The 24,679-nt window shown below is 64.7% G+C and carries 25 protein-coding genes, 1 tRNA gene and 1 pseudogene; 14 read left to right on the forward strand and 13 right to left on the reverse strand.

The window, feature by feature from the left end; translation table 11 throughout:
• Positions 1–8: 8 nt before the first annotated feature.
• Positions 9–1,196 carry a nitrogen regulation protein NR(II) gene (locus QX041_RS33010; RefSeq protein WP_315751120.1) on the reverse strand — a complete coding sequence of 396 codons (1,188 nt, stop codon included), beginning with the start codon at positions 1,194–1,196 and terminating at the stop codon, positions 9–11.
• Complete coding sequence (gene dusB / locus QX041_RS33015) at positions 1,193–2,146, reverse strand: tRNA dihydrouridine synthase DusB (protein WP_315712620.1); 954 nt, start codon at positions 2,144–2,146, stop codon at positions 1,193–1,195. Before dusB ends, QX041_RS33010 begins: the two co-directional genes overlap by 4 nt.
• 450 nt (positions 2,147–2,596) lie before the next feature.
• On the opposite strand from dusB, the gene QX041_RS33020 reads away from it, so the two are divergent.
• From QX041_RS33020 to QX041_RS33035, 4 genes are all read left to right on the forward strand, one after another.
• On the forward strand, positions 2,597–3,778 hold the full coding sequence (locus tag QX041_RS33020; protein WP_316168001.1) for a bifunctional 2-C-methyl-D-erythritol 4-phosphate cytidylyltransferase/2-C-methyl-D-erythritol 2,4-cyclodiphosphate synthase: 1,182 nt from the start codon (positions 2,597–2,599) through the stop codon (positions 3,776–3,778).
• Between the two features lie 67 nt (positions 3,779–3,845).
• Positions 3,846–4,457 carry a CinA family protein gene (locus QX041_RS33025; protein WP_315711887.1) on the forward strand — a complete coding sequence of 204 codons (612 nt, stop codon included), beginning with the start codon at positions 3,846–3,848 and terminating at the stop codon, positions 4,455–4,457.
• A complete protein-coding gene (locus QX041_RS33030) occupies positions 4,458–4,790 on the forward strand; it encodes a hypothetical protein (protein ID WP_316168002.1) in 333 nt (110 codons plus the stop codon).
• 243 nt (positions 4,791–5,033) lie between these two features.
• Positions 5,034–6,002, forward strand: a complete 969-nt coding sequence (locus QX041_RS33035; protein WP_316168003.1) for an alpha/beta hydrolase family protein — start codon at positions 5,034–5,036, stop codon at positions 6,000–6,002.
• A 36-nt stretch (positions 6,003–6,038) separates the two neighbouring features.
• On the opposite strand, the gene QX041_RS33040 is transcribed toward QX041_RS33035, so the two are convergent.
• Complete coding sequence (locus QX041_RS33040) at positions 6,039–6,386, reverse strand: DUF1127 domain-containing protein (RefSeq protein WP_316168005.1); 348 nt, start codon at positions 6,384–6,386, stop codon at positions 6,039–6,041.
• A gap of 296 nt (positions 6,387–6,682) precedes the next feature.
• Positions 6,683–7,192, reverse strand: a complete 510-nt coding sequence (locus QX041_RS33045; protein ID WP_316168006.1) for an HD domain-containing protein — start codon at positions 7,190–7,192, stop codon at positions 6,683–6,685.
• A gap of 860 nt (positions 7,193–8,052) precedes the next feature.
• On the opposite strand from QX041_RS33045, the gene QX041_RS33050 reads away from it, so the two are divergent.
• Positions 8,053–9,315, forward strand: coding sequence for a methyl-accepting chemotaxis protein (locus QX041_RS33050; RefSeq protein WP_315711879.1), 1,263 nt, complete (start codon positions 8,053–8,055; stop codon positions 9,313–9,315).
• A gap of 374 nt (positions 9,316–9,689) precedes the next feature.
• Here the strand turns inward: QX041_RS33050 and QX041_RS33055 are convergent, their stop codons facing one another.
• Entirely contained in the window at positions 9,690–10,163 is a 474-nt protein-coding gene (locus QX041_RS33055; RefSeq protein ID WP_315711878.1) for a type II toxin-antitoxin system RatA family toxin, read from the reverse strand.
• A gap of 10 nt (positions 10,164–10,173) precedes the next feature.
• Positions 10,174–11,133: a lipoyl synthase gene (lipA, locus tag QX041_RS33060; protein ID WP_315711877.1), complete on the reverse strand. Its 960-nt coding sequence runs from the start codon at positions 11,131–11,133 to the stop codon at positions 10,174–10,176.
• A gap of 135 nt (positions 11,134–11,268) precedes the next feature.
• On the opposite strand from lipA, the gene QX041_RS33065 reads away from it, so the two are divergent.
• Entirely contained in the window at positions 11,269–11,892 is a 624-nt protein-coding gene (locus QX041_RS33065; RefSeq protein ID WP_316168008.1) for a DNA-3-methyladenine glycosylase, read from the forward strand.
• A 108-nt stretch (positions 11,893–12,000) separates the two neighbouring features.
• On the opposite strand, the gene QX041_RS33070 is transcribed toward QX041_RS33065, so the two are convergent.
• The 5 genes from QX041_RS33070 to QX041_RS33090 all read right to left on the reverse strand — a co-directional run bounded on the left by QX041_RS33070 (position 12,001) and on the right by QX041_RS33090 (position 18,950).
• On the reverse strand, positions 12,001–14,865 hold the full coding sequence (locus QX041_RS33070) for a valine--tRNA ligase (protein ID WP_316168009.1): 2,865 nt from the start codon (positions 14,863–14,865) through the stop codon (positions 12,001–12,003).
• 309 nt (positions 14,866–15,174) lie between these two features.
• Positions 15,175–15,918, reverse strand: a complete 744-nt coding sequence (locus QX041_RS33075) for a DUF2497 domain-containing protein (protein WP_315711874.1) — start codon at positions 15,916–15,918, stop codon at positions 15,175–15,177.
• Positions 15,919–16,297: 379 nt separating this feature from the next.
• The gene (locus tag QX041_RS33080; RefSeq protein ID WP_316168010.1) at positions 16,298–17,683 is read right to left on the reverse strand and encodes a TolC family outer membrane protein; all 1,386 of its coding nucleotides are present in this window, start codon (positions 17,681–17,683) and stop codon (positions 16,298–16,300) included.
• Positions 17,684–17,965: 282 nt separating this feature from the next.
• Positions 17,966–18,631 (reverse strand): protein-L-isoaspartate O-methyltransferase family protein, encoded by a 666-nt coding sequence (locus tag QX041_RS33085; protein ID WP_316168011.1) that lies wholly within the window; start codon positions 18,629–18,631, stop codon positions 17,966–17,968.
• A gap of 133 nt (positions 18,632–18,764) precedes the next feature.
• Complete coding sequence (locus QX041_RS33090) at positions 18,765–18,950, reverse strand: hypothetical protein (RefSeq protein ID WP_316168012.1); 186 nt, start codon at positions 18,948–18,950, stop codon at positions 18,765–18,767.
• A gap of 257 nt (positions 18,951–19,207) precedes the next feature.
• On the opposite strand from QX041_RS33090, the gene QX041_RS33095 reads away from it, so the two are divergent.
• The 6 genes from QX041_RS33095 to QX041_RS33120 all read left to right on the forward strand — a co-directional run bounded on the left by QX041_RS33095 (position 19,208) and on the right by QX041_RS33120 (position 22,437).
• Positions 19,208–19,282, forward strand: a tRNA-Asn gene (locus QX041_RS33095).
• 166 nt (positions 19,283–19,448) lie between these two features.
• Positions 19,449–19,952: an NUDIX domain-containing protein gene (locus QX041_RS33100; protein WP_315751108.1), complete on the forward strand. Its 504-nt coding sequence runs from the start codon at positions 19,449–19,451 to the stop codon at positions 19,950–19,952.
• Positions 19,953–19,967: 15 nt separating this feature from the next.
• Positions 19,968–20,813, forward strand: coding sequence for an EamA family transporter (locus tag QX041_RS33105; RefSeq protein WP_316168013.1), 846 nt, complete (start codon positions 19,968–19,970; stop codon positions 20,811–20,813).
• A gap of 229 nt (positions 20,814–21,042) precedes the next feature.
• A complete protein-coding gene (locus QX041_RS33110) occupies positions 21,043–21,507 on the forward strand; it encodes a response regulator (RefSeq protein WP_316168014.1) in 465 nt (154 codons plus the stop codon).
• The gene (locus tag QX041_RS33115; RefSeq protein WP_316168020.1) at positions 21,485–21,889 is read left to right on the forward strand and encodes a response regulator; all 405 of its coding nucleotides are present in this window, start codon (positions 21,485–21,487) and stop codon (positions 21,887–21,889) included. The genes QX041_RS33110 and QX041_RS33115 overlap by 23 nt, the downstream gene beginning before the upstream one ends.
• 368 nt (positions 21,890–22,257) lie before the next feature.
• Positions 22,258–22,437 (forward strand): hypothetical protein, encoded by a 180-nt coding sequence (locus QX041_RS33120; protein WP_315711867.1) that lies wholly within the window; start codon positions 22,258–22,260, stop codon positions 22,435–22,437.
• Positions 22,438–22,557: 120 nt separating this feature from the next.
• Here the strand turns inward: QX041_RS33120 and QX041_RS33125 are convergent.
• A pseudogene (locus tag QX041_RS33125) lies at positions 22,558–22,929 on the reverse strand (PQQ-binding-like beta-propeller repeat protein); the annotation flags it as partial.
• Between QX041_RS33125 and QX041_RS33130 the strand changes: the two are divergent.
• Both QX041_RS33130 and QX041_RS33135 read left to right on the forward strand, forming a co-directional pair.
• On the forward strand, positions 22,892–23,761 hold the full coding sequence (locus QX041_RS33130; protein ID WP_316168015.1) for a hypothetical protein: 870 nt from the start codon (positions 22,892–22,894) through the stop codon (positions 23,759–23,761). The pseudogene QX041_RS33125 and the gene QX041_RS33130 overlap by 38 nt on opposite strands.
• The gene (locus QX041_RS33135) at positions 23,758–23,922 is read left to right on the forward strand and encodes a hypothetical protein (RefSeq protein WP_316168016.1); all 165 of its coding nucleotides are present in this window, start codon (positions 23,758–23,760) and stop codon (positions 23,920–23,922) included. Before QX041_RS33130 ends, QX041_RS33135 begins: the two co-directional genes overlap by 4 nt.
• A 31-nt stretch (positions 23,923–23,953) precedes the next feature.
• On the opposite strand, the gene QX041_RS33140 is transcribed toward QX041_RS33135, so the two are convergent.
• Positions 23,954–24,679, reverse strand: a 726-nt coding sequence (locus tag QX041_RS33140) for a reverse transcriptase domain-containing protein (protein WP_316168017.1), incomplete at its 5' end; no start/stop codon positions are given.

Below are 24,679 nucleotides of genomic sequence, written 5' to 3' on the forward strand. Positions count from 1 at the left end.
GGTGGTCCTCAATTTGATCCCTGTGAGGCATGCAACGGCGTCCCCGAAACGTCATCGCCATGGCTGTGATTTGGGCTTTGGTCCGGTTGTTTGGTTGCGCTGTACATCGGCATCAGCACCCGGAAGGTCGTCTTGCGCGGCTGCGACTCGCACTCGATGATCCCGCCATGGTCGCCGACGATCTTCGCGACCAATGCAAGTCCGAGGCCGCTTCCGGTCGGCTTGGTGGTCACGAACGGATCGAACAGATTGGGCATCAGGTCTTCCGGCACGCCGGGGCCGTTGTCCCTGACGCAGAACTCCAGCGGCAGCGACACCCGCGACTTCTTGCCGGGCACCGACAGCCGCACGCCCGGGCGGAACGCCGTGGTGAGCTGGATCTCCGCATCCGAGCCGAGATCGACGACCGCTTCCGCGGCATTCTTGACCAGGTTCAAGAACACCTGGATCAGTTGATCCTGGTTGGCGAGCACCGGCGGCAGCGACGGATCGTAGTCCTCGACGAAGCGGATGTTGCGGGCAAAGCCGGACTGCGCCAGCCGCTTCACGTGATCGAGCACGGAATGGATGTTCACGGGCCCGCGCGCCACCGGGCGGTCGTCGCCGAACACCTCCATGCGGTCGACCAAAGTGACGATGCGGTCGGCCTCGTCGCAGATCAGCCGGGTCAGCATGCGGTCCTCGGAGGAGGCCTGCTGCTCCAGGAGCTGCGCGGCGCCGCGGATGCCCGACAGCGGGTTCTTGATCTCGTGCGCGAGCATCGCGGCCAGTGCGATCACCGAGCGCGCGGCGCTGCGATGGGTGAGCTGGCGGTCCATCTTGTCGGCGATGGTGCGCTCCTGCAGCATCACCACGATATGGCCGGGCCGCTCCGGCAGCGGTGCGACGTGCAGGTCGACGAGCCGATCGGCGCCGGTGCGCGGCGTGCCCAGATCGACCTTGTACTCGTTGACCGGCGCGCTGGTGGTGCGGACCTGATCGATCAGCGCCAGCAGCGGAGAGCCGAACGGCACCAGCTTCTTCAGCGACTGCCGCTGCAGAAACTGGGTGGAGGAATCGAAGAACGATTCCGCCGCCATGTTGGCGTCCATGATCATGCCGTCCGGGCCGATGACGAGGACCGGATTCGGCAGGGCGTTGAGGATGGCGTCGCCATCCGAGGGAAGTCGCTTGCGCTGTTCTGCGGCTGAGCTCATGCGGCTGCACTCCAGGCAAAATCGTCGAAGGCCTCACGCAGCGCCCGATGCACCAAGGACGGCTGCTCGGACGTCAGGATACGGTCGCGCCAGGCCTTCAGTTTTTCGGCCGGCGCTTGCGCGTGCTGGGCGGCGACGTCGAGCCCCCAACTGAGATGCTTGCGGGCGTGGCGCAGGCCGACACGCGCGCCATAGTGACGGCAGATCTCGTCATAGAGCGCGGTGAGAAGACCGAGCTGCTGCGCCAGCTCCGGCGCGCCCTCCTCCGCACCGCCCTCGAGTCGGCGGCCGATCTGGCCGGGCAGCCAGGGCTGGCCTTGCGCGCCGCGCCCGATCATCACGGCATCGGCGCCGGAGGCGTCGAGCGCCTCGCGCGCGTCCTCATAGCTGGTGATGTCGCCGTTGACGACGACCGGCAGATCGACGGCGTCCTTCACGGCGCGCACCGCGCTCCAGTCGGCTTCGCCCTTGTAGAACTGCTGCCGCGTACGGCCGTGCACGGTGATCAACTGCACGCCCGCGGCCTGCGCGCGGCGCGCCAGCTCCGGCGCATTCAGGCTGCGCTCGTCCCAGCCGAGCCGCATCTTCAGGGTCACGGGCACATCGACGGCCTCGACCGTCGCCTCAATCAAGGTCAGCGCATGATCGAGATCGCGCATCAGGGCCGAGCCGGACTGGCCGCCGGTCACGTGCCGCGCCGGGCAACCCATGTTGATGTCGATGATCTCGGCGCCGCCATCCTCGGCGACCTTCGCGCCCTCGGCCATCCAATGCGCCTCGCAGCCGGCGAGCTGCACCACATGCGGCCCCACGCCGCTCGCCTCGCAGCGCAACCGGGATATCCACCGCCCGCGCACGAGATCGTCGCTCGCAGTCATCTCGGACACCACCAGCCCGGCGCCGAGCTCGGCCGCGAGTCGGCGGAACGGCGCGTCGGTAATCCCCGACATCGGCGCGAGAATGGCCCGGTTGGCGAGCGAAACGTCGCCTATCTTCAAGGCTTTGGCTTGTGTATTGGCCGGACCGGTCACGAACGACTCTTAAAGCTCTTTGGACGCATCATCGCGTCTGCGCTGCACTCTCAAGCGCAAATCTTGTGCAGTCAAGCGTCATGCCTACACTTTAGCCAAGACGATCGGCATTTCAAGTGCAGTGCAGCAAAATATGCTTGTTCGGCAGTCATGGTAAACCCGCGAGCCGCCGGATTTTTGCATGGCTCAGCAAGGTGCTCGCAGGCGGCAGGGCGATCGCCCCCCCTCAACGCGACAGCGAATCCCGGCGCTTGTGTCGCGATCGCAGGTGCCGCTCATGCGACGTGTGATCCTGCTCGCTTAACATCTTCTGCAGATGTAAGAAGCCGCGAACCCCATCATCCTCATCAGCATCGATACCCTGTTCCCATGACGACTTCTCAGCGGACTGCAGCCATTCTCGTCGCGGCCGGACGTGGCCTGCGCGCCGGCGCCGGCGGTCCGAAGCAATATCGCATGATCGGCGGCCGCACGGTCATCCATCGCGCGCTCGCCGCCTTCGCCGATCACCCCGAGGTGGCGGTGGTCCAGCCGGTGGTGAACCCCGACGACATCGACATCTTCAACGCAGCCGTCTTCGGCCTGCGCCACGAGGCCCCAGCGCATGGCGGTGCGACGCGCCAGGCCTCGGTGCTCGCGGGCCTGGAAGCGCTGGCGCCGCACAAGCCCGACATCGTGCTGATCCACGATGCCGCGCGTCCGTTCGTCACGCCCGCCGTGATCTCGCGCGCGATTCGAGCGGCCGGCAAGACCGGTGCGGCGATTCCCGTGGTGCCGGTCACCGACACCATCAAGGAAGTCGGCACGGGCGGCGACATCACCGCGACACCGGAGCGCGCGAAGCTGCGCATCGCCCAGACGCCGCAGACCTTCAAGTTCGAGACGATCCTGGAGGCACACCGCCGCGCCGCGCGCGACGGCCTCACCGAGTTCACAGATGATGCGGCGATCGCCGAATGGGCGGGATTGACCGTCGCGACCTTTGAGGGCGATGTTGCCAACATGAAGCTCACCACACCGGAAGATTTCGTGCGCGAGGAAGCGCGCCTTGCCGCGCAGCTGGGCGACATCCGGACCGGCACCGGCTACGACGTCCACGCCTTCGGCGAAGGCGACCATGTCTGGCTGTGCGGCCTGCGTGTGCCGCATAGCAAGGGGTTCCTTGCCCACTCCGACGGCGACGTCGGTCTGCACGCTCTGGTTGATGCAATTTTGGGCGCCCTGGCCGATGGCGACATCGGCTCGCACTTCCCGCCCTCCGACATGAAGTGGAAAGGCGCCGCATCCGACCAGTTCTTGAAATACGCCATCGAGCGCGTGACCGCGCGCGGCGGCCGCGTCGCCAATCTCGAGGTCACGATGATCTGCGAGCGCCCGAAGATCGGCCCGCTGCGCGACCAGATGCGCGCCCGCATCGCCGAGATCACCGGCGTCGACATCTCGCGCATCGCGGTCAAGGCCACCACCAGCGAGCGGCTCGGCTTCACCGGCCGCGAGGAAGGCATCGCAGCCACGGCGAGCGCGACGGTCCGTCTGCCGTGGAGCGCCTAGAGGCGCACCCACCGTGTCACCGCTCATGGAGCTTTCGATCTGACGGTCGGATGAGGACAACGCAGCCATGGCCAGCGAACGTCAAATCGGCTCTACCAGCGCGCTGGCCCGCTCGCTGCTCGACCTCTGCCGGTCGCGCAAGCTGATGATCGCGACCGCCGAGTCCTGCACCGGCGGCCTGGTCGCAGCGGCGCTGACCGACATTCCCGGCTCCTCTGATGTCATCGACCGCGGCTTCGTCACCTATTCCAACGAGGCCAAGCGCGCCATGCTCGGCGTCGAGGCTTCGACGCTGCAGACCTTCGGCGCCGTCTCCAAGGAGACCGCGATCCAGATGGCGGTCGGCGCCCTGGAGCGCGCCGACGTCGACCTCGCCGTCGCCATCACCGGCATCGCCGGCCCCGGCGGCGCCACCCCCGGCAAGCCGGTCGGTCTGGTCCATTTCGCCGTCGCCGCCCGCGACGGCCGCATCACCCACCGCGAACACCGCTTCGGCGCCATCGGCCGCAGCACCGTGCGCACGCGCTCGGTGCTGGAAGCCCTGCGCCTGCTGATGGAGCTGGCGCGGCCACAGGTCGCTGCCAAGCCGAAACGCGCGGCGGCGACGCGACTACGTCCGCGTGTGGCCCGCACGCCGCGGCTGCATCCGGTCAAGCGGCCGAGGCGGCCCCGGACGTAGTTGGAAGTGACGCGCGCGGCTCTCGCCGCATCGTCATCGCGGGCGCAGCGACGCGATCCAGTTCTACCGACCTGCATCGTCGATGCTGGTGCTCCTGACGGATCGATCGCGAACCGAACCGCGGCTGGAATTGCGCTTCATCGGCGCGGTCGAGGTCAGGATCGGACACCTGGACCGCATGGACGGTTCCGTCTGGACGTCAGGGATATCGGTCATTGGCAGCGGGAGGGAATACGCTTCGAGGTGGTCGATGACGAATCGCAGTTGCTGTCTCTGCAATGTGCCGATTTTGAATTCCTCCTGATCGGTTACGCTGAAGGCACGATCAATTGAGCATCGAAAGTGCGCCTCGCAATGATGATAAACGGAGAGTTGCCGCACGATCTCGAAAGCGTGATTTAACAATGTTGTCATGAATCAAGCTTGGGCTGGCGTTGAACCGTCAAGGACATCGCGACGACGGACGCGAAGCGCTCCTGACAGCATGACAAGCTCGCTAGACCATCGCGCATCGCGAACTTGATCGACGCAACCCTCGCGAGAGCGCGCCGAGCTACATGTCAGGAGGAGATCATATTGCTAGACCGCACATTCGCTGCCCTCTCGTTCGTCCTCCTGCTCCTGACCTCCTCCGCCCAAGCCGCTGGCTTGCAGCTCTTGGAGGTCGATCATGGATTTCACGGCATCATCTGGACGCCTTGCGCCGCAGACGCCGGTAGCGTGCCGGTTGGAAGCCTCGCGATCCCAGGGCTGGAGACACTGCCCGGGGTAAAGAATTGTCCAATCAAGGGCACGAAGCTGCCATTGGTCGTCATGTCCCACGGGCGCGGCGGCTGGATCGGTGGAAACCACGATGTTGCGGAAGCGCTGGCGGACGCGGGATTCATCGTCGCGGCGATCAACCATCCCGGCGACAGTGTCGGCGACCTGGCGCAGCGCGACAGCCTGTCGGTCTGGCTCTCACGGCCGCAGGACATCATGCATCTGATCGATTTCATGTTGAACGATTGGACAAGCAGAGCCGCGATTGATCCGGACCGGATCGGCTTCTTCGGCTTTTCGCGCGGTGGCTACACCGGAACCGTTCTCGCCGGCGTCGACCCGGACTTTCAAAGGGCGGCGCACTACTGCACGCAACAGAACCCGTTCTGCGAGCAGGTCCGCAATGGCGAGTTTCCCAGAAGCTGGCCGCACGACGAGAGGATCAAGGCGGCCGTGCTGGCCGACGCCGCCCACACGGTCGGATTCACGCGAGCAAATCTCGCGAGCATCAAGATTCCCCTCCAGGTCTGGCGCTCGGAGCTCGGCGGCAACGGGGTCGATCCGGAAGGGACTGCCCGCGTAACCGCGAGCCTTCCCGGCACGCCCGACGTCCACACCGTGCCCGCCGCGCATTTTGCTTTCCTCGCGCCGTGCTCCGCGGAGCTCGCGGCCGCCGTCCCGCGCATCTGTGCTGATAAGCCTGCGGATTTCGACCGCGCGGCGTTTCACCGAGAGTTTGACGCCCAGGTCGTCAGGTTCTTCTCCGAGAAGCTGGGCAAGTAGGATCCGTGGCAGAACCTGCGTTCCGCCGCGTCGCTCTCAAGCGCGCCAGGGCGGGCGCCGGCACAGCCGCCGCGCCTCGTCGCGTGTCAGGCCGTAGTCCTGCAGCACCTCGTCGGCGATCCGCGGCAACTCCCGGGCGAAGCGGCGGCGCTCGCGCCAGCGCTCCCACCAGAGCCGCAACCATGACGCGGGCTTGAGGTCGGCGCAGCTTTGATGGGGAGCCGGTGGCGCCAAGTAGTAGATCTTGGCGCCCGGCCTGGGCGAGATGGGATGGCGCGACAAGGGATCACGACCGAGCGCGCAGAGCCCCGGCGATCGCGAGGCGCCGCGGAGCATACGCTCCTCGATGGCGATGACCCTCGGATCGTCGGTCGTGCTCGGCATGGCGGGCTCCCCTTCAAATGAAGAACCTGCCGGCAACAAAAAAGCCGCCAGGTCCCTGGCGGCTGTTCGGATCAAATGCTGCAAATCGTCAGATTGAGCGCGATCCTCCCGCCGCCAGCGAGCTACGGTGCGTGATGCGACCAAAACGATGGGTGGCGGCGGTGATCATGGCCGGCTCTATAGCCGATCCATCTGAGGTTGTCATCCATCGAATGGATGCGAGGCCGAGCGGCCTCCCCCAAATTTGCTCAGGACGGAAAAGCAGCGACGGTCCGCGCAAGTTGCCGCGCCAACGGTCAAGGCAGAGCCTCATCGAAAATCCGGCTCAGCGTGCGGTAATACCAGATCGTTCCATCCCTTCCACCGGTGAAGCGTTGCCACACGACGTCGCCGACCTCATCAAGGTCGCTCGCGATCGCTTCCGCGTTGTCAACCTTGTCAGCGAGCGAGACCAGCAGCGATGACACCGGCTTGAGCGGCAGCCGGGCGAGATAGGCTTCCTTCCGCGGACGCCATTCGGGCTTCGGATCGACCCAGGAATCCGTGCAGTCCGCGACGATCCCGGCGACGCCATCGCCAAAACGCCGGCGGATCTCATCCAGCGTGGCCTGCCCGCCCTGGTCCTCGGCGGCGTCATGCAACAGTCCCGCGATAGCCTGCACCTCGCTGCCGCCCGCCGACAGCACGCGGCTGGAGACGCTCAGCAGATGCGCGATGTAGGGTACGTTGCTGCCCTTTCTCAATTGGGTCCGGTGCAGCCTTGTCGCATAGACGAGCGCTTCGTCGTAGAGATGAGAGAGTGACATTGCTTGCTTTCTTCTCTGGCTGACGCAGGGTCAGACCGATGGTTCGTCGTTGGTCATTATCGGCATCGTTTCAATCATTGGGCACCACGTCGAGCATCATCCTAGCCGACCCGTCGGGCAAATCAGCCGGCGTGCGCAATAGCGGAGAGCCCGTTTCCGGTGCCTTGCTGCGATCGAAGCGCATCGCGAGGGCGTGGGCCAAGACACTGATTTCCTCAATCCGTTCAATGTCCGACTCACTGTCCAGTCCTAGCGACGAAAATATTGCCGTTTCTATTTTACAGAATTCGTGTTTCCCTCCCCTCATCCCGCCTCGACACGAGGGGCGTATCGCGATCGTCACGACACGCGAGGTGGGAAGGCGATGGCCGCCGAGGGCCGCAGCGCGTCTTGGACGTGCGGACGAACGGCTCTTGGCGGACGTGAAGTCGCAGCGTCCTGACACCCCGAAGCTGGTGTCACGCCGGTGGAGATGATGATCCGCCGGTCACGGGGGCAAGACAGCCGGTCCCCGGGGAGACTGCGTATAAGCGTGAAGACCGTCGCGCGGGGAATGCCGGGATGTCTCGGCTGCACCTGTGGTACCTGCCGCCTGCATTTTTTTTCGCAGGCGGGCCATGGGGGCGGCGAGCTCCCGGCATTCCCTGCGCCCTCGTGATGTCAGAGGGCCGGTCGAGATGCACAGCCCGGGCGTGATGGCGCCGCGGAGGATGCGGCTGCTCGTCCGCTGGATGCCGTCCCTCACCATCCGGATCGCGATCACCGACGATTATCGCTCGCGCCGCCACGGCTAAAGGTTTTGGTTAATTTTGTCCTGCTACGTCTCGCGCATTCTTCTCTGACAGTGGATTCGGGACCCCATGGCTTTCTTCTCCGGCAAGTCGGCTGATCGCACGCATAACCTCCTGATGACGGAGCTGTTCGAACGTCATCGCGACGCCATCCTGGTGATGTCCGACGGCAAGATCATCGCCTGCAACGAGACCGCGGTCCGCTTCGGCGGCTTCCGCAGCAAGCAGGACCTGCTGTCGCGTTCGCCGGCGACCATGGCGCCGGAGTTCCAGCCCGATGGCAAGCGCTCCGCCGACGTGGTGCGCGAGATGGATGCCAAGGCCAGGCGCGAAGGCCACGCGACGTTCGAGTGGACCACCAAGCGCGCCGACGGCAGCCCGGCGCTGGTCCAGATCACGCTGGTGCCGACCCAGGTCGAGGGCCAGACCTACGTCATGAGCTTCCGCCGCGATCTCTCCGACCTTGTCGCCGCACGCGAGGAGAAGAAGCGCGCGCTCGACCGGATCGCCAAGGATTTCGAGACCTCGGTCGGCGCCATCGCCAATGCGATCTCCGGCGCCTCGCGCGAGGTCGAGACCACGGCGGCCTCGCTGACGACGACCGCGGATCAGGCCGCGCAACGCGTGGCGCTGGTGGCGTCGGCGTCGAACTCCGCCTCCTCCAACGTGCAGTCGGTGGCCGGCGCCACCGAGGAGCTGTCGACCTCGGTCAGCGAGATCAACCGCCAGGTCGCGACCTCCTCGACCATCGCCGCCGAGGCGGTCGAGGCGTCCTCGCGCACCAACGACCTCGTCAACAGCCTGGCGGACGCGGCGGCCAAGATCGGCGCGGTCACCGACATGATCAACGCGATCGCGAGCCAGACCAACCTGCTGGCGCTGAACGCGACCATCGAGGCGGCACGCGCCGGCGATGCCGGCCGCGGCTTCGCCGTCGTGGCCTCGGAGGTGAAGAGCCTGTCGAGCCAGACCGCCAAGGCGACCGACGAGATCAGCGCGCACATCAGCGCGATGCAGCGCGCCACCAGCGATACGGTGGCTGCGATCCAGGGCATCGGCGGCACCATCGGCCAGATCAGCGAGATCGCCAAGACCATTGCGACCGCGGTCGATCAGCAGGGCCACGCGACGCAGGAGATCGCCCGCTCGGTCAGCCAGGCCGCCAGCGGCACCCGCGAGGTCGCCACCAACATCGGCTCGGTCAGCCAGACGGTGGAATCGGCCGGCGGCGCCGCCCGGCAAATGCTGGGCGCAGCCGGCCAGCTCGCCAAGCACGCCGACGAGCTGCGCGGCAAGGTGAAGGACTTTTTGACCGCCGTGCAGGCAGCGTAGGTTTCGGTCGCGGCTCGACGTGTCCGCGATTGCACGGCTCCGCGAAGATGTCGCGGAGCAGCTGTTTGAAGACGTGGATAGGATTTTGAAGCCAAGTTGCGCTGGCCACGGCTTCGTGGGTGCAACTTGCTGTGAGTTGGCAGGCCGCCAGCCTCACCCTCCGCTGTCATCCCGGGCAAGCCGCAGCGGCGCAACGCGCCGCGGAGGCGCCGACCCGGGATCCATACGCCGCAGCAGATGTGGTTAGACGAGCTCGGAGTTACCTGCCTGCCGCCACAAGCAGTCCTGTGGTTATGGATCCCCGCTTTCGCGGGGATGACGACTGAGGGTGAGGCGCCCTCTATCGTCTACCACTGGAAGACATGGAGAAAGACTTACGTCGACGACACCGCGGGCTTGCGGCCGTAGATCGCATCGGCGCGCTTTTCGAACGCCGCCGACATGCGCGCGAAGATGGTGTCGAACATCGAGCCCATCAGCATCGCCAGCATGCGGCTCTTGAACTCATAGGCGATGAAGAACGTCACCTCGCAGGCGCCCTGCTCGCGCGGCTCGAAGCTCCAGCGGTTTTCCAGGCTGGAGAACGGCCCGCTGACATACTCGACCAGGATGTTGCGCTTGGCCCGATCCAGCGTCACCCGGCTGGTGAAGGTCTCCTTCACGAGCTTGAACGACACCGTCATGTCGGCGACGACGACCTCGGTGCCGTCAGGCTTCTGGCTGCGCTGGCGCACCACCAGCTTCTCGCACAGCGGCACGAACTCCGGATAGCGCTCGACATCGGCGACGAGGTCGAACATCTGCTCGGCCGTGTGCGGCACGCGCCGCTTGTTGGAAAATCTCGGCATCTCGTCTCGATCAGCGCGCCATGGCTTCGCGCGCGGCCTTCAGCTTGGCGAAATCCTCGCCGGCGTGGTGCGAGGAGCGCGTGAGCGGGCTCGCCGACACCATCAGGAAACCCTTGGTGTAGGCGACGGTCTCATAGCCGGAGAACTCCTCCGGCGTGACGAAGCGCATCACGGCGTGGTGCTTCCTCGTCGGCTGCAGATACTGCCCGACGGTGAGGAAATCGACCTCGGCCGAGCGGAGGTCGTCCATCACCTGCAGCACCTCGTGGCGCTCCTCGCCGAGGCCGACCATGATGCCGGACTTGGTGAAGATGGTGGGATCGATCTCCTTGACCCGCTGCAGCAGCCGGATCGAGTGGAAGTAGCGCGCGCCGGGCCGGACCGAGAGGTAGCGCGATGGCACGGTCTCGAGATTGTGGTTGAAGACGTCGGGCTTGGCGGCGACGACCTGCTCCAGCGCGCCGTCCTTGCGCAGGAAGTCGGGCGTCAGCACCTCGATCGTGGTGGTCGGACATTTCGCGCGGATGGCGCGGATGGTCGCGGCGATATGGCCGGCTCCGCCGTCGGCGAGATCGTCGCGATCGACCGAGGTGACGACGACATGGGCGAGGCCGAGCTTGAAGGTCGCCTCCGCGACGTGCTCCGGCTCGCCGGCGTCGAGCGCCTCGGGCAGGCCGGTCTTGACGTTGCAGAAGGCGCAGGCCCGCGTGCAGGTGTCGCCCATGATCATGAAGGTGGCGTGCTTCTTGTCCCAGCACTCGCCGATATTCGGGCAGCCGGCCTCCTCGCATACGGTGACGAGGCCGTTCTCGCGCACGATGTTGCGGGTGTCGGCGTAGCCGCGGGTGGTCGGCGCCTTGACGCGGATCCAGGCAGGCTTCGCCGGCGAGATCGAGTCCGGCCGGTTCGCCTTCTCGGGGTGGCGGGGGCGCAGCGGCGTGTTCGCGTTGATGTCGACGATGGTGACCATGGGATTCGCACAAACCTCTGTTGCGCCCTAGCTATTCCGTGCCGCGGCGCGCCGCAACCGGCTGGCCGAGGATACCAGGGCATGGCAGATATGGGCAGCGCGGAACAGCGCTCACCACGGCGGATTTCCTTGAGAATGGCGCAAAAACCGGCAAAAGCCCCCGGGGTTTCACGGCTCCGGCGCAATGCTGCGGCCAAGCGGCTGACGCGGGCGTTCTTCGCCCGCGAGGTGCTCGCGGTGGCGCCGGAGCTGATCGGGGCGACCTTTCTGGTCGACGGCGTCGGCGGGACCATCGTCGAGGTCGAGGCCTATCACCACACCGACCCCGCGGCGCATTCGTTCCGGGGCCCGACGCCGCGCAACCAGGTGATGTTCGGCCCGCCCGGTTTCGCCTACGTCTACCGCTCCTACGGCATCCACTGGTGCATGAACTTCGTCTGCGAGGTGGAGGGCTCGGCGAGCGCGGTCCTGATCCGGGCGATCGAGCCGACCTTCGGGATCGACGAGATGCGGCGGCGGCGCGGGCTGGAGGATGTCAAGGCACTGTGCTCGGGGCCGGGCAAGCTGACCGAGGCGATGGGGATCACGATCGCCCATAATGGCCTGGCGCTGGATGCTCTACCGATCGAGCTGTTCGCCCGACCTGAGGATGTAGAGGTCGTCACCGGCGTCCGCATCGGCATCACCAAGGCGGTCGAGCTGCCGTGGCGGTTCGGGCTCAAGAGCTCGCGGTTTTTGAGCAAGCCGTTCGCGCGCTAAGCCCATCGCAGTCGTTCCGGGATGGTCCGAAGGACCAGACCCGGAATCTCGAGATTCCGGCTTCGATGCTTCGCATCGCCCCGGAATGACGAAGGAGAGAGGACGACGTCACGCGCCCTGCAGCCGCGACAACGCCTCCTGGAACTTGGCCTTGCGCGCCAATGCCGCCTCGCGCTTTTCCTTCTCCTCCTCGACCAGTTCCTCAGGCGCGTTGGCGACGAACTTCTCGTTGCCGAGCTTCTTGTCGACGCGCTCGATATCGGCCTCGGCCTTGGCGATTTCCTTTCCAAGGCGGGTGCGCTCGGCGGCGAGATCGACGACGCCCTTGAGCGGCAGCGCGGCGACCTCGCCGCGCACGACGAGCTGGGCGGAGCCTTCGGGCGCCGTATCGGCGAAGGAGATGTCGGAGAGACGCGCAAGGCGCTTGATGACCTCGCTCCAGCGCGGTGCGCGATCCCTCGTCTCGGCGGAGGCACCGACGAGCGCGAGCGGCATCAGAGTCGCCGGCGGGATGTTCATCTCGGCGCGGACCGAGCGGATGGACGTGACGAGATCGACCACCCAGCCGATCTCGGCCTCGGCCGCCTCGTCCTTGAAGCTGGCGGCGTCGAACGAGACCAGCAGCGGCGGCACCAGAGGGTCGCCGAAGCTGGCGGCCGACAGCGCGGCGATCTCGGCGACCGTCGGCCTGTCGGTGCGGTGCGGCCAGGGTGACAGGGTCAGCAGACCGTCGCGCTTGGCGGTCGACTCCCACAGCGCCTCGGTGATGAAAGGCATGAAGGGATGCAGGAGCTTGAGGATCTCGTCGCGCGCCCAGGCCACCATCGCGCGGGTCTCGGCCTTGGCGGGGCCGTCCTCGCCGAGCAGGGTCGGCTTGGAGAGCTCGACATACCAGTCGCAATAGACGTCCCAGACGAAGCGGTAGATCGCATTGGCCGCGTCGTTGAAGCGATACGCCTCCAGCGCCTCGGTGACCTCGCGCGTGGCGGCGGCGGCCTCATGGGCGATCCAGCGGTTCAGCGTCTCCTTGGCGGAGCCCGGATCGAAGCCGTCCGGCACGGCGCAACCGTTCATCTCGGCGAAGCGGCTGGCGTTCCAGAGCTTGTTGGCGAACTTGCGGTAGCCGTCGACGCGCTGGGTCGACAGCTTGATGTCGCGGCCCTGCGCCGCCATCGCGGCCAAGGTGAAGCGCAGCGCGTCGGCGCCGTGCTCGTCGATCAGCGCCAGGGGATCGATGACGTTGCCTTTCGACTTCGACATCTTGGCGCCCTTCTCGTCGCGGACGAGCGCATGGATGTAGACCGTCGAGAACGGCACTTCCTTCATGAAGTGCAGGCCCATCATCATCATGCGGGCGACCCAGAAGAAGATGATGTCGAAGCCGGTGACCAGCACGTTGGTCGGATAGTAGCGCTTCACCTCGGGCGTGGCGTCCGGCCAGCCGAGCGTCGAGAACGGCCACAGCGCCGAGGAGAACCAGGTGTCGAGCACGTCCTCGTCACGCGTGATGAAGCCTTCGCGCTTGTTGCGGTCGAGCGCCATCTCGCGGCCCTGCTCCGCCGTGATGACCTCCTGCTCGACGTAGTAGCCGATCGCGTGACCGACGGCCTCCTCCTCGGTCTCGGCGACGAACACCTTGCCGTCAGGGCCGTACCACGCGGGAATCTGGTGACCCCACCACAGCTGGCGGGAGATGCACCAGGGCTGGATGTTCTCCATCCAGTCGAAATAGGTCTTCTCCCAGTTGCGCGGCACGAACGTCGTCGCGCCCGACCTGACGGCCGCGATCGCCGGCTGCGCCAGGGTCTTGGCGTCGACGTACCACTGGTCCGTGAGATACGGCTCGATGACGACACCGGAGCGGTCGCCATGCGGCACCATGTGCGTGTTCGGCTCAACGCGCTCGAGGAAGCCGAAGGACTCCAGCCGCTCCAGGATCTTCTTGCGCGCAGCAAAGCGCTCGATGCCGTGGAACTCCCTGGCAAACTCCTCGGAGCCCTCGGGAAGGCCGCGCAGATAGTCCTCGTTGTCGACCAGCGCGATGCAGCCCTCGCGGTCGAGAATGCTGATCTGCGGCAGGCCGTGGCGGCGGCCGACCTCGAAGTCGTTGAAGTCGTGCGCCGGCGTGATCTTGACCGCGCCGGTGCCCTTCTCCGGATCGGAATAGGTGTCGGCAACGATCGGGATCTCACGCCCGACCAGCGGCAGGATCACGCGCTTGCCGACGAGGTGCTGATAGCGCTCGTCGTCCGGATGCACCGCGACCGCGCTGTCGCCAAGCATGGTCTCGGGACGCGTGGTCGCGACAACGATGAAACTCGTGGGATCCTCGGGGCTGAACGTCGTCCCTTCGATCGGATAGCGCAGGTACCAGAGATTGCCCTTGACCTCGATCTGCTGGACTTCGAGATCGGAGATCGCGGTCAGCAGCTTCGGGTCCCAGTTGACCAGCCGCTTGTCCTTGTAGATCAGGCCCGCACGGTGCAACTCGACGAACACCTTCACGACGGCCTTGGACAGACCCTCGTCCATGGTGAAGCGCTCGCGGCCCCAGTCGCAGGAGGCGCCGAGGCGCTTAAGCTGGTTGATGATGGTGCCGCCGCTCTCGTCCTTCCACTGCCAGACGCGCGCGAGGAACTTTTCGCGGCCCATCTCGCGGCGGCCGGGTTGCTGGCGCTCCATCAGCTGACGCTCGACCACCATCTGGGTGGCGATCCCCGCGTGGTCGGTGCCCGGCTGCCACAGCACGTCGCGGCCGCGCATACGCTCGAACCGGCACAGGATGTCCTGCAGCGTATTGTTGAGCGCGTGCCCCATGTGCAGCGAGCCGGTCACGTTCGGCGGCGGGATCACGATGGTGAAGGGATCCGCATTGCGCCGATCGGGGCGACCGGCGGAGAACGCGCGGGCATCCTCCCAGACCAGGGACATGCGACCTTCGAGATCGGTGGGCTGATAATTCTTATCGATCATGGCATTTCCAGCGGCGCGGGGCCGGCTGTCCAATTCGGGATGTCGCGGAACTCGTCCGGGCCTTTTGTGACATGACCTGAAAAAGCTCGCGCAAGCTGTTGGTGCTTGGGCTGTTTTCGGACTGATGTCCGACCGCGGACCGCGCTCCCGGAAGAGCCCTCTCGATCCGTCCGGCAGGGATCAGCTTGACAGGGCTAGAAAGCCGCCGCGGCGCGCCAAGTCAACAGCAGCGGCGAACATTGACGGATAGCGTCTACCGCCCGCCGCGGCTCACTCCAGAACGGAACACGAGATCGTGCCGTCCTGGCGTCAGCGGCCGCGCGAGACGCGCTCGATCTCGGCCTTGACGATGCGCTCCACCAGGGCCGGAAGATTGTCATCCAGCCACGATTTCAGCATCGGACGCAGCATCTCCTTGACGAGGTCCTCGAGCGTCCGGGCGTTGTTGCTCAGCACCGTATTGGCCAGCGCGTTGAACGCCGATTCGACGGCGTTCACCGTCGATGGGGCCAGGATCGGCTGCTTCGGTGTGACTTGCTCAAACGCGGACTCGAAGCTGGCAGCCTTCTGATTGAGCCGCCCGGCCTCGATGAACTCGATATCGTCCCGCGGATCCACCTTTCGGAAGGATGCCGCGGCGGGGGCTGGCGCTGGAGCGGGAGTCGGTGGGGCCACTGCCATGTCGTCGGTCAACTCGAGTACTTCAGGTTCGGGCTCGGGTTCTGCCGGCCGAACCTCTGCGACCGGAGTCGTTTCATCCAAACCCGCCAGCAATGCGTCAATGTCATCCTGGTTGTTGCTTGCGGACGCCGCCGGCGGCGCGGGAGGCGGAGGTGCGGGCTTGGCGGGAGCCGCAGCAGCGATCTTCGAAGGTGGGATGTCGTTCATTACCGGCTTCGCAGCCGGGGCCGCCGGCTTCTCGGCCTTGACCGGCTCCGGCGCGGCGGCCTTGTCTGCCGCCGGCGGCTTACCCTCGTCGTCGGCAATGATACGCCGGATCGACGCCAGAATCTCCTCCATGGAGGGTTCTTGGACCTTCGCAGGCTGCGTCATTTCCGACTCCAAATCAGCAACGCTGCCGTACGAACCGGCTCAGCGCAAAAGTCCCGGGCGCCGGCCCCAAGTGGCTTGGACTTCTCAACGGACATGCCAACTTGTCTCCGGACAAGGCCTGATCGATGCAAAACAACAGAACGATACTGCCCATGTCGGAGTCTATTCTTGGAAGAACTTCCGACGCAGTCCGAATCGTTCGGCGGCCATTTTGAGGCTATGTCATGGCAACAAATGAATGCAAGCAACGCCGGCCGCGAACCCGGTGGAGCACGGAGGTCGCCTGTCAAGCGTCGCCCATTCGTCACAACCACAGCATGTGCCACAAAAAAATCCCCCGGCCAAGGACCGAGGGATCAGGGTCGATATTAAGAATGTACTAATGACCATCCGGCGTCCGTACTCCCGCCCAGTTATCCCGGACCTGCTGGTAGTGCACGCTGGGATCGTAGGTGGTGGTCGGCAGGTTCAGCACCTGCGGTGACAGCCGCCCCACGGTCTGAAGCACCGTATAGGATGCCACCACGCGGTCATGCTGGGCGTTCACCAGCGAATTCCGCGCGTTGACCAGCGCCTGCTGAGCGTTGAGGACATCCAGCGTGGTCCGCTGGCCCGCCTTGGCTTCCTCGCGCACGCCGTTCAAGGCGATCTCGGAGGCTGCCACCTGGGCCTGCGCCGACTGCACCTGAGCCTTGCCCGCGAGCAGCTTGCCCCAGGCAGATACCACGTCGGAGCGAGCCTGATCACGCGTCTGCTCCAGGACTAGACGCTGCTGCGCCAGCGACTCCTTGGACTGCCGGATCAGCGCGTATTCCGCCCCTCCATTGTAGATCGGGACGTTCACCGAGGCGACAGCCGACGCGCTGAACCCACGATAGGATTGCAGGCTCGACTCATAGCCCTGCTGCGCCTGAGCCTGGACGTTTACGGTCGGCAGCAGAGCACCCTCGTTGATCCTGACCTGCAGATACTGGACGTCGATGCCGTACATCGCCGAGGTTACGTTCGGGTTTTCCGTCAGAGCCGTTTCGACCGACTGCTGGAGGGTCGCCGGCAAATAACGGTCGACAGGAGAGCCCGGCGCCAAGTTCTGGGGATCGTTGCCGATGATTCGGCGGAAGTTCGAGCGGGTCGCCGTTAGTTGGGCCTCTGCTGTGAGCTGCTGCGTGCGGCCGGCGGCGAGCTGAGCCTCGGATTGCGCGACGTCGGTGCGGGTGACCTCGCCGACGTTGAACCGATCGCGGGTCTGCTTGAGCGTCTGCTCCAGCACCCGCGTGTTGCTGCGCTGGACCTCGACGATCGCCGCATCGCGCAGATAGTCCATATAGATCGTGGCCGCCGCTAGCAGCACCTGCTGCTCAAGAATGCGGAGAGCCTCGCGTTGCGCCGAGACGTTCGCCTCGGCCTTGCGCACGCCGTTTGCCGTCTGCTGACCGTTATACAGATTCTGGTTGACCGTCAGGCCGACGCTTCGCGGCCTCTGCACGCCGTTCACGGCCGGCGTCGCGGGTGCCGCTTGCAAATCCGTATACTGAATGCCCGCCGTCGCATTCAGACTGACCTTCGGCCGATACCCCGAGAGTGCCTGCGGAACGCCTTCGTCGACCGCACGAGCCTGGGCCCGCGACGCGTTCAGTTGCGGGTTGTTCTGATAGGCACGCACCAGCGCAGCCTCGATCGTGTCGGCCAGCGCAGGCGTCGGGCCTGCACAAGCCATCACGAGGACCGCAGCCGCCGCTGCGGTGACGAGCTTCACCCCAAACATCCCTGTTCCATTCATTTGTTACCGGCTCGAACGCCAGAGCCGGGCCGTAACCTGTTGAAGAGACTCCCGCGCACCTCGCACCTTATTCCCCATGCAAGCGCAACGGAACCACCCAAGCCTGGAACCCGTATCGAAAACTGTCAACGTGCAGCATCCAGGCCACACTTCTGATTTAAAACAGAATTTTGCCCGCCCGCGGCCGCGAAGACGACGCACCAAACCGTGCTGCGCGACGGGCGGCCCGGGAGTTCAGGGGAGTCGCTAAGGACCTCGTCGGACGACTTAAAAAACGAACTCGGGGACCCGTTCGAGACCGGAAATGACCGGCGCCGCAGCATCGAACAGAACCCTGCTGCCGATATCACCATGCGATCGCGTAAAGATCATGGCGCGGGCGGGACGCGCGGTGGCGAAGACGCCGACCAGGCGGCCGCCCTCCTTCAATTGACGGCACAGACCGTCCACGGCGACCTCGGTCGCTCCATTGAGGAGAATCACGTCGAAGCGGCCGTCCGCCGGATCCCCCTCCGCGGCCGGCGCGACTCGAATCGTAACCGGGCAGCCATCGACGGCGGCAAGCAGCTGCTTGGCGCGACCTTCGATGGCAGAATCGACTTCGGTCGCCGTCACGCTGCCCGCCAGTCGGGCCGCCAGCGCGGCGAGATAGCCCGTCGCACATCCAACCACCAGCACGCTGTCGGTCGGCTTGATCTCGGCAGCCTGCAGCAGTTTTCCCGTCAGCATCGGCTTGATCAGATACCGCTTGGTCGAAGCGGTTTCGGAGACGTCGAGATCCAAGTCGAGATAGGCCAACGCCTGCCGATCTGCGGGAACGTAGGCTTCCCGCGGCACGGTCAACAACGCATCCAGCACGCGGTGATCGGTGACGTCGTTGGTCCGGACCTGACCATCGACCATTTTCTGGCGCGCCGTCGCGAATGAAGACATGAGCAGACCTGCAAGCAAAGCGGATGGACCGCGGACGATCTGCGCAATCTTTTGGTACAAGGCCCTGGAAAAGGCAACATGCGGGTTTCAACGGAGCCGCTGGGACGCCGCCTGTGAGTGCGCCGACCGCCGGCTACTCGATCACCACGGCCAGTCGCCCGAGCAACTGCACGATCTCGTCAATATGTTCGGAATCACCGCGCGTCATCATGTCGGCCAACCGCGTGAGACATTCGTCATCGCTGAGACGCTCGACCTGGTCGGGAATCAACGAGGGCGCGGAGACTGCTTCAGCGAATGGGACGACGGTGTTTGGCATCTACGACACTCCATGACCGCGGGCACTGGCCGGTTCCAGCAAACTATCGGGGCCGGTTTGCTCCCCTCCAAGTGAATTTCCTGTCATCGAACTGTGGGCGACCGCTGCCCAGCAAGTGTTCAAAATCAATCTAACCATCTGAAATTTCGGTATTTTATTCCTGAGCCCGCAATCGTCGCAAAGATGCGATTTCGTTCTATGCAAGGCGAAACGGCTTTGTTATACGCAGCCGCATTCGCGAACATTGCTTCGCCTGTTCCTCGGTAGCTCAGCGGTAGAGCATTCGACTGTTAATCGAATGGTCGCTGGTTCGAATCCAGCCCGGGGAGCCATTCTGGCCATGCCGAATGGTTCTATATATCCTCCCAATCCCTCTTTCTTGTGACGCGGGACATCCGCCGATTGGCCGCGAACGTGCGCCGATCTTCGCTGTCTTGCCTTGACCGCGCATGGAGCGTCGGGCAAGCGGGGCGCATCTCTTGCAAGTGACGACCAGCGATGCCGATTTCCGATCATCTGAGAGCCGTCCGCAGCAAGATCGGCCATGATCTTTTGGCGACCACAGCGGTTTCCATCTCCGTGTTCGACAACCAGGGCCGCATTCTGCTCGGGCGCGACGCGGAGACGGGCCTCTGGACGTTGCCCGGCGGCGCCATCGATCCGAATGAGCACCCGGCCGACGCGGCCACCCGCGAATGCTTCGAGGAGACCGGGCTCGTGGTCCGGCCGATTCGCCTGCTCGGGGTGTTCGGGGGCCCGGAGTTCCTCATCCGCTATCCCAACGGTGATCTGACCTACTACACGGTGATCGCCTTCGAGGCCGTCATCGAAGGCGGCGCGCTTGCGCCCGATGGCGAGGAGATCGCGAGCCTTCGATTCGTCGATCGTGGGGAATGGGACCAGCTCCCGGTGTCGCCATCGAGCCGGATCATCTCGCGGCAGGCGCTCCAGCACGACCCCACCCCCTACTTCGCTGCCGCGAGCTGGCGGCCCGAAAGCTGAACCGGACTCGAGTCGTTGGATCCTGTCGCCGCAATTCTCATGCTGATGGCCGGTCTGCTTCACGCGAGCTGGCATGCCATCGTCAAGACCGGCAGCGGCCTCTCCCTCCTGGCTGGCATGGGTCTGGTAAGCAGCGCCTTGATCCTGCCCTTCCTGTTTCTCGTTCCCGTTCCGGCACTCGCGACCTGGCCGCTCATCGTGGCCTCGCTGGTCTTGCACGCGGGCTACAAGGCGAGCCTCGCAATGGCCTACCGTTCGGCCGAGCTTGGACGCGCCTACCCGATCGCGCGTGGCATCGTTCCGCTGTTCGCAACGCTATTTGCCTCGCTGGGTCTGCAGCAACTGCCACGGAGCGGGCAGTTGATCGGAATTGCCGTCATCGTCCTCGGCATCACCGGCCTGGCGCGCGACCGAATCCACGGTCCGATCGACCGCCGCGCGTTCTGGGCCGCCGTCTGCGCCGCCGCACTGGTCGCCGGCTATTCGGTCGTCGATGCGGCAGGCACCCGGCAGACCGACGGCTGGGCTTCGTTCACGGTCTGGATGATCGTGCTCGACAGTGTCGTGTTCTTTCTCGTCGCGATGATGCTGCGAGGACCTGCTCTGGTGGTGGAGATCCGAGACGCCTGGCTTCCGGTGCTGATCGCAGGCACCCTGGGGCTGACGTCATTCGTGGTATTTCTTTGGGCCTTGAGCCGCAATCCGATCGCGAATGTGGTCGCGTTTCGCGAATGCAGCGTCCTGTTTGCGACGCTGATCGGCGTGCTGTTCCTGAAGGAGCGTGCAACGCCGCGACGGCTCTGCTGCGCAGCGCTGATCGCAGTGGGGCTGGTCACGGTCGCCCTGCTCAAGCCGGACTGAGATTCTTCAAACAACCGGAGCCATCACCCCCGGAAATCATAGTTCCATCTTCATCGCATGATGCACAACAGAAGGCCGGCCTGCGGCCCGGACAGGGAAGTTCCGTAAAACCGCTGGTTGCAGAATCGCGATAACGAATTCAGTGTTAACTACTTTGCCATTTTCGAGCCTCAGCCTATTGTCCTTGTAGCGTGAGCGTCCTTCAGTCCTGCTGATACTGAGGTGGCCCATGCCTACTGTCCTCATTATTGACGATGATTGTGCCACGCGCGCTGCGCTGGAAACATTATTGAAGAAGAAGCGGTTCTGCGTGTTTCTCGCGCCGGACGGTCCGACCGGCATTCGATTGATCGGCAGCGTGTCCTTCGATGCCGTCGTGATCGACATGTTCATGCCGGGCATGGACGGCATCGCAACCATTCGCGAGCTCATCAAGCTCGATCCCACGGTCCCGTTCATCGCGATCTCCGGTTACGCGTTCACCGACAAGAAACTGGGTGCTCCAGACTTCCTCGGTATGGCAATCAAGCTCGGAGCGACGGCAGCATTGCAGAAGCCGTTCGACATCCTCGATCTGCTCGAAGCGGTCGATCGTGCGATCGAGGTGCGCCAACGACTTCTGAGCGAGGCGCGGCACGTCGCTCCTCATCCACGTCTGTCAGGAAGGGCTCATAATGAACATCCTGGTCGTTGATGACGAAGTCGGCGTTTGCTGTGTCATCCAGCACCTTCTGGTTCGCGAGGGCTACACGGTCACTGCCGTCACCGACGGTCGGCTGGCCATGGATGCCCTGTCCCGCGATGATTTCGCCGCGGCTCTGATCGATCTCAACTTGGCCGACATGGACGGCAACGACGTCATCCGGGCTGCACGGGCGGCCCGGCCCATGATGCCCATCGTGATGATGTCGGGCATGGTGCTGGAATCAGGACGCGGGACGCCTGATTTGCTCGGCCCCTCGCCCAGAGTGGTCGGCCTTCATCGTTTGGCGAAGCCGTTCAAGCCGAAAGACCTGTCGCAGCTGATGCGCGACATTCTGGCGCAGGACACCGAACCTCTCGCCGTCGCGGTTTGACCGCCAGCGATTCTGCCGCTTGCGTCGAGCCGGACGTTTGGAGCGGGTCGTCTCTTCGGCCTTTGCCAGCGAGGCAGCCTGCGACTCGGGGCAGGCGTTGTGGATCTCTTGCTCCCGGTCGGCTACGGGCCGGATCGTGATCGCTGCACGGCATCACCTGCCGCGCGGGCAGACGGGTCACGGACGACGCGAAGCCTTGGGATGTGAGCCCGTTCACATTGGAACAACGCGGACCGCGGTATCTTTTGGAACGAAGGCACCGCTAACCGATTGGGCCGTCGTGCCCGATCGTTAGAATTTGAACGATCCGCTCAATTTGAACAAAGTGGAATTTTGCCATCGTGGCTCGCAGTTTGTGCGAGGGCGAGATGAGCGAAGCCGAATACGAGTTGTTGATGGACGTTGTGAGAACCGCTATTGCGCCCGAGACCGAGACCGATTCCATGGCCCGCTTGTTCTCAATTCTGCATTTCCCCACGGCGGCCAACGACAACCAGGGCGCCTGGCCGCTGATCCCGTTTCCGGACGGCTGGTTCGCGGCCTGCTGACGCGCGATCTTCTGTCGTCATGCAAGCCAAGGGATCGGCACGCCGTTGCCGGAACGCCGCCGCGGTCTTCATTTTCTGCGATGGCGACGGCCGAGGCCGCCGCCCTTCAGATCACCGGCGCTACTTCTTGACTGCGAATACCCAGACGACGCCGCCTTGCGGGACGTTGTCCTCCAGACCGATGTTGCCTTTCGAGAGCGCATCCTGGATGCGCTGCGCATCGACGCCCCAGCCGGACTGCACGGCGATGTACTGCGTGCCATCCACCTCATAGGCGACGGGCATGCCCATGATGCCCGAGTTCGTCTTCTGCTCCCACAGCAGCTCGCCGGTCTTGGCATGGAACGCCCGGAACATCCGGTCGTTGGTGCCGCCGACCAGAACGAGATCGCCCGCCGTCGCGGTCACCGACCCGAACAGCTGGGATTTCGGGAAATTGTGCGACCACACCTTCTTGCCTGTCGCCGGATCCCCCGTCGTCAGCGGACCGAAAGCCGCGACCGGCACCGTCGATTGGCTGTTCGAGACCTACAAGGCGTCGAACGACTGGCGTGAGCGCGTATCCCCGCGCACCGCGCCGGACCATGAGCGCACCATCCATCTGCTGTGCGATATCCGCGGCAGGAGCGGCACCCGCATCGGCGACCGCCTGATCACGACGATCACGCCCGATGGCGCCGACAAGCTCTATGCCCGGATCCGCGACACGCCGGTCCGCGCCGGCAAGGCCGCACGCCCGCGCACGGCCGAGAAGGCGGTCGCGGTCGCGCGCCACGCCTGGAAGGTCGTGCACCGGCTGCACCCCGGCCTATTCCGCGACGGCGTCTGGAATCCCTGGGAAGGCGTCGCGATGACCCGTCGCCGCAAGGCGACGAAGCCGGCCGCGACCCGCGAGGAGGTCTACACCTTCGCCTGGGGTGCGCTGGACGCCGGACATCCCGATGCGGCGGCCGCCGCGGTGATCTGCTTCGAGTGGCTGCAGCGGCCGGAGAACGTTCTGGCGGGCTACGTGACCTGGAACGACTACCGAGGCCCGCGCGCGCCGACGCAGATCCGCATCGAGCACCACAAGACCGGCGAGATGGTCCTGCATCCGCTCGAGGAGACCACGGCCGACGGCCGCACGCTGTTCTACGAGGAGGCCGAGGCAGTGCTCGCAAAGGTGCCGCGCCTCGGCCTCGGCATCGTCATGCGCGACCGCCCGGCGCCGAGCGGCCCGCGCAAATGGGACAACATGAGCATGGCCCGCCTGGTGCGGGCGCTGCGCGAGCGGCTGGGCCTGCCCCGACCTTTACGCTCGATGCCTGCCGGCACGGCGGCATGACCGAGCTCGAGGAGGCCGAGCTCACGGACGGCCAAGGCCGCGCGCTCTCGGCTCACAAGTCGAAGGCGTACGAGGGGTATGCGAAGCGGACAGAAAAGCGCGCGCTGGCGGCGACGCGAAAGCGGCATGCGCACCGCTCTTCGGATAACGCCAGAGCCTGAGGGACAGCTTGGTCTCGAGGAGGATTTCTAGTCAGCTTGCTGAAGAATCAATAGGGGTTGTCGGCAAGAGTAGACTGCCCAACCCCAAGAACTCTCTGCCCTCGGGGCTCACGTTGTCTAGAGCGCCAACTCCAAAAACGTCTTCGTAGATGCCCTCTAAAACTTTCCTGGCAGTGCAGCGAAGCTCGGTGTCAAGAACTGGAAAATCGGCCGTACCACGGTACGCAACTAGATATGATGTGATCCTTTGGGATAGTTCGACCGTTGCTTTTTGAAAATTGACCTTCTTCTTGCGAAGAGCATCGAAATTGAAGTCACTCTCTAATCGTTGCTGCAGCTTTGCGATAACCTTCCGCCCTACCTTCCGTACATAACCGCCATTCGAGCCAGAGTAAGCCAGCTCAAGTCCCAAAAAGTACACAGGCTGTTCAGCAGCGACGATTTGGGTCTTTGAGTTATCGTCGCCTAACTCGGGAATTGTTAGTCCCTGACGACCGAGCTGCGTCCTAACAAATTCGAAACCGGACCGAGCATCCCTTTTCGAATTGAAGAAGACTAACAAATCATCAGCATATCGAACCATCTCGATACGCTCCCTCCGGAATGCCGCATCGAACTCTGAAAGAACTAAGTTCGCAAGGATCGGCGACAGAGGCATGCCCTGACGTAATCCTCGGCCCGATCGTGTCCCCAAGCGTGGTGTAGCTGGCGGCCCACCGCGTTCGCCGGCTGGAGCCGGGCCTGTCAGCTGGCGATA

It is taken from the genome of Bradyrhizobium sp. SZCCHNRI2009, assembly GCF_032485115.1.
GTDB lineage: Bacteria > Pseudomonadota > Alphaproteobacteria > Rhizobiales > Xanthobacteraceae > Bradyrhizobium.

Excerpts from the sequence above, each read along its gene's own strand:
- QX041_RS33090 (WP_316168012.1), bottom strand. The coding sequence starts at position 18,950 with ATGCCAAACACCGTCGTCCCATTCGCTGAAGCAGTCTCCGCGCCCTCG.
- QX041_RS33085 (WP_316168011.1), bottom strand. The coding sequence starts at position 18,631 with ATGTCTTCATTCGCGACGGCGCGCCAGAAAATGGTCGATGGTCAGGTC.
- QX041_RS33055 (WP_315711878.1), bottom strand. The coding sequence starts at position 10,163 with ATGCCGAGATTTTCCAACAAGCGGCGCGTGCCGCACACGGCCGAGCAG.
- QX041_RS33135 (WP_316168016.1), top strand. The coding sequence starts at position 23,758 with ATGACCGAGCTCGAGGAGGCCGAGCTCACGGACGGCCAAGGCCGCGCG.
- lipA (WP_315711877.1), bottom strand. The coding sequence starts at position 11,133 with ATGGTCACCATCGTCGACATCAACGCGAACACGCCGCTGCGCCCCCGC.
- QX041_RS33070 (WP_316168009.1), bottom strand. The coding sequence starts at position 14,865 with ATGATCGATAAGAATTATCAGCCCACCGATCTCGAAGGTCGCATGTCC.
- QX041_RS33020 (WP_316168001.1), top strand. The coding sequence starts at position 2,597 with ATGACGACTTCTCAGCGGACTGCAGCCATTCTCGTCGCGGCCGGACGT.
- QX041_RS33045 (WP_316168006.1), bottom strand. The coding sequence starts at position 7,192 with ATGTCACTCTCTCATCTCTACGACGAAGCGCTCGTCTATGCGACAAGG.
- QX041_RS33040 (WP_316168005.1), bottom strand. The coding sequence starts at position 6,386 with ATGCCGAGCACGACCGACGATCCGAGGGTCATCGCCATCGAGGAGCGT.
- QX041_RS33080 (WP_316168010.1), bottom strand. The coding sequence starts at position 17,683 with ATGTTTGGGGTGAAGCTCGTCACCGCAGCGGCGGCTGCGGTCCTCGTG.
- QX041_RS33065 (WP_316168008.1), top strand. The coding sequence starts at position 11,269 with ATGGCGCAAAAACCGGCAAAAGCCCCCGGGGTTTCACGGCTCCGGCGC.
- QX041_RS33010 (WP_315751120.1), bottom strand. The coding sequence starts at position 1,196 with ATGAGCTCAGCCGCAGAACAGCGCAAGCGACTTCCCTCGGATGGCGAC.
- QX041_RS33050 (WP_315711879.1), top strand. The coding sequence starts at position 8,053 with ATGGCTTTCTTCTCCGGCAAGTCGGCTGATCGCACGCATAACCTCCTG.
- QX041_RS33075 (WP_315711874.1), bottom strand. The coding sequence starts at position 15,918 with ATGACGCAGCCTGCGAAGGTCCAAGAACCCTCCATGGAGGAGATTCTG.
- QX041_RS33110 (WP_316168014.1), top strand. The coding sequence starts at position 21,043 with ATGCCTACTGTCCTCATTATTGACGATGATTGTGCCACGCGCGCTGCG.
- QX041_RS33100 (WP_315751108.1), top strand. The coding sequence starts at position 19,449 with ATGCCGATTTCCGATCATCTGAGAGCCGTCCGCAGCAAGATCGGCCAT.
- dusB (WP_315712620.1), bottom strand. The coding sequence starts at position 2,146 with ATGTCGGGGATTACCGACGCGCCGTTCCGCCGACTCGCGGCCGAGCTC.
- QX041_RS33120 (WP_315711867.1), top strand. The coding sequence starts at position 22,258 with ATGAGCGAAGCCGAATACGAGTTGTTGATGGACGTTGTGAGAACCGCT.
- QX041_RS33025 (WP_315711887.1), top strand. The coding sequence starts at position 3,846 with ATGGCCAGCGAACGTCAAATCGGCTCTACCAGCGCGCTGGCCCGCTCG.